A 3,423-nucleotide genomic window follows, 5' to 3' on the forward strand; every position below is an offset into this window, starting at 1 on the left:
AAAAACAGAAAAATCACAAAAGCAGAAAAATTATATTGGATTTTTGAAGATAATATGATATAATAAAAAGACTTGGAGGTGGAAGAATGTATAACTTTTCTTGCTAATTATATGATGCATAATAAGATATTTAAAGAAACGGATATAGAACCGTTTGTTTTGTTGTGCAAATTGCAAGAAAGTTAAGTATTCGACACTCAATAATACATTACAGTAACCTTATATATTACAAAAGGTAATAATAGTATTTGTTTTTGAGCCGTAAGAATTTACTTTCTTGCGGCTTTTAATATTTGTAAAAGAAAGGAAGATAAATGTGATAGACAATAACACTATGCCATCCATGACAAAATCCATGCAGAGTTGGATAACATTGTAGAGTAATTAATGCCGAAAACCAACTTTGCTTATAAAATTTTTATAATGTAAAGGAGGAAGAAATACATGTCTTTAATAAATGTTTCAAATCTAACTTTTTCATATGAAGGAAGTTATGACAATATTTTTGAAAATGTAAGTTTTCAGATAGATACAGATTGGAAACTCGGTTTTATTGGAAGAAACGGACGCGGTAAAACTACTTTCTTAAATTTACTGCTTGGCAAATATGCGTATTCCGGCAATATAAGTTCTACAGTTAAGTTTGAGTATTTTCCTTATGATGTGGAAGATAAGAGTCTATATACAATTGAAGTAATGAAGAGTATTTGTACGGAATGTATGGATTGGGAGATTTTTCGTGAAATATCATTGCTTGATGTTCAAGAAGATGTTTTATATCGTCCGTTTAATACATTGTCAAATGGTGAGCAAACGAAGGTCCTTCTTGCAGCTTTATTCCTTACAGCGAGTTGTTTCCTGCTTATTGATGAACCTACAAACCATCTTGACATCGATGCACGTAATGTAGTGCAAAACTATTTGAAACGCAAGAAGGGGTTTATTTTGGTATCTCATGATAGAAGCTTACTTGATCAATGTGTTGACCATATACTATCTATCAATAAAACGAATATCGAAATCCAAAAGGGAAATTTTACTTCTTGGTGGGAGAACAAAACGTTACAAGATAATTTTGAACTGGCAGAAAACAAGAAACTCCTTAAAGAAATAGGAAGGTTGTCTTATGCAGCAAAACGTAGTTCAAACTGGTCAAATAAAGTAGAAAAAAGTAAATATGGAACAACAAATTCTGGTTCAAAACTGGATAAGGGCTATGTTGGACATAAAGCTGCAAAAGCGATGAAACGTGCCAAAAATATTGAGTCAAGACATCAGGAAGCTGTTTCACAAAAATCAGAGCTGCTCCACAACATCGAACAATATGACGACTTAAAAATTTCACCACTTGAATTTCACAAAGAGTGCTTAATAGAAGCGAATGATTTATCATTGTCTTATGGAGATAAAGAAGTATGCAGTAATCTTAATTTCAGAGTCAATATTGGTGATAGAGTTGCCATTATCGGAAAAAATGGGAGTGGTAAGTCTAGTATCCTAAAATTGATTAATGGAGATGATATTAAATTTACCGGAAATTTTATGCTAGCAAGTGGACTAAAAATTTCTTATATTTCGCAAGATACTTCATATTTAAAAGGTAATCTATCTGAATTTGCCTATAATAATAAGATCGATGAAACTCTATTTAAAACGATTCTTCGTAAACTGGATTTTAATAGAGAGCAGTTTGATAAGAACATGGTGGATTTTAGTGCTGGTCAGAAAAAGAAAGTACTAATTGCTAAAAGCCTTTGTGAAAGTGCACATTTGTATATATGGGATGAGCCATTGAACTATATTGATATTTTTTCACGTATCCAAATTGAAAAAATGATTTTGGAATATTGTCCTACACTATTGTTTGTGGAGCATGATGATGCTTTTTGCAATAACATTTGTACGAAAAATATTAATTTAGGTTTGTAGAGATTTTGAGTTGCCACAATAACTAAAAGATATTTACATGAAAGGGTGAAGAAATGTTAAAACAAAAAGAATTAATTGCAAACGTTAAGAATCTTACTGAGTCAGATGAACGAATTACAGCTTGTATGATGTATGGATCGTTTACCAAAGGAGAAGGTGACCAATACTCGGATATAGAGTTCTATATATTTTTGAAAGATAGCATAACCTCGAACTTTGATTCATCCAACTGGTTGTTTGACGTAGCTCCGTACTTGATGCTTTATAAAAATGAGTATGGAACAGAGGTAGTTATTTTTGATAATCTTATACGTGGGGAATTTCATTTCCTTTCTGAAAAAGATATGAACATAATCCCCTCGTTTAAAGATTCAGGTTATATTCCTGATATGAAGGATATGCTTATTTACGATGAAACAGGGCAATTAGAAAATTATTTATTAGAGATAAGTGGTGCAAGACCAAATAGACTTACTGAAGAAAATGCTAATTTCTTGTTGTGTGATTTCTCTAATCTATGGTTGATGGGAATCAATGTTCTAAAAAGAGGAGAATATGCTCGTTCTTTAGAACTCTTATCACAGCTTCAAAAAAATATACTACAACTTATACGTATGGTAGAAAAAAATGCGGATAATTGGCTAAATATGAGTAAGAACCTTGAAAAAGAAATTAGCCTTGAAAATTATAAAAAGTTTGCAAAGACCACTGCTCGATTAGATAAGGTAGAATTATTTGAAGCCTATAAAAATTCCTTACTGTTAGTTATAGATTTGCGAAGTCACCTTCTTGAACAATACAACTTAAAAGTTACACATGATATTTTAGAAAGATTGTTGAATTACATTAGTGAATAGAAGAGTAACGTTATTTAGAGCATTGGTTACTAAGAATTAACAGTATACCTCGGTTTTCAAAAAACAGCGAAGTCTATGGATATGTTCCCACATACGCAAGCCCTCAGTGGATATCTTCCCTCAAAGACAATAATGTTCAAGTGACTAATTTTTGACAGCTATCCCCTCATCTCAAAACACATTGAACCTAATAAAAGACCTGGACCGTCATTCAAAAAAATTACTTTTATTTGACGGTTCATTTTTTTATTGTACTCTTTAATTAGGGTGATTTTATCCCTATTTCCAGATGTACGGTCGTCTTCTTGAGCTCCACCTCTATCTGAGTCGTAGCGAGCAAACCCAACTGCAATAATTTCCCTCGAAACTTTATCAGTTATAATGAAATCCGCAGGAGTTTTTTTGTCATATTTATCAAGCACATCACATAAGTTAATGTCTTTACCAGCTCTAACAGGTCCATCAATTTGATAATCTGTAGAAAACTTTTGCTCAAACCATCGAAAGAATTTCTCTGTTAGTTCGTACCCTTTCTTTCCTCTATCCTTATATTCATAAAGAAGGGCCACTAGTACGGGATCTATTTCATTTTCGCCGTATATGATTTCTTTGATTTTTTCTAAATCTCTAAATTTAT

The 3,423-nt window shown here is 32.0% G+C and carries 3 protein-coding genes; 2 read left to right on the top strand and 1 reads right to left on the bottom strand.

Annotated elements, in window-relative coordinates:
- Window positions 1–444: 444 nt before the first annotated feature.
- Entirely contained in the window at window positions 445–1,929 is a 1,485-nt protein-coding gene (lsa(E), locus tag ACQRDX_RS09050; RefSeq protein WP_427896560.1) for an ABC-F type ribosomal protection protein Lsa(E), read from the top strand.
- 53 nt (window positions 1,930–1,982) lie between these two features.
- A complete protein-coding gene (lnu(B), locus tag ACQRDX_RS09055) occupies window positions 1,983–2,786 on the top strand; it encodes a lincosamide nucleotidyltransferase Lnu(B) (RefSeq protein ID WP_018659192.1) in 804 nt (267 codons plus the stop codon).
- Between the two features lie 158 nt (window positions 2,787–2,944).
- Here the strand turns inward: lnu(B) and ACQRDX_RS09060 are convergent.
- On the bottom strand, window positions 2,945–3,423 hold a 479-nt coding region (locus tag ACQRDX_RS09060), incomplete at its 5' end, for a hypothetical protein (protein ID WP_427896558.1).

Source organism: Streptococcus sp. SGI.013 (genome assembly GCF_050315295.1).
Lineage (GTDB): Bacteria > Bacillota > Bacilli > Lactobacillales > Streptococcaceae > Streptococcus > Streptococcus porcorum.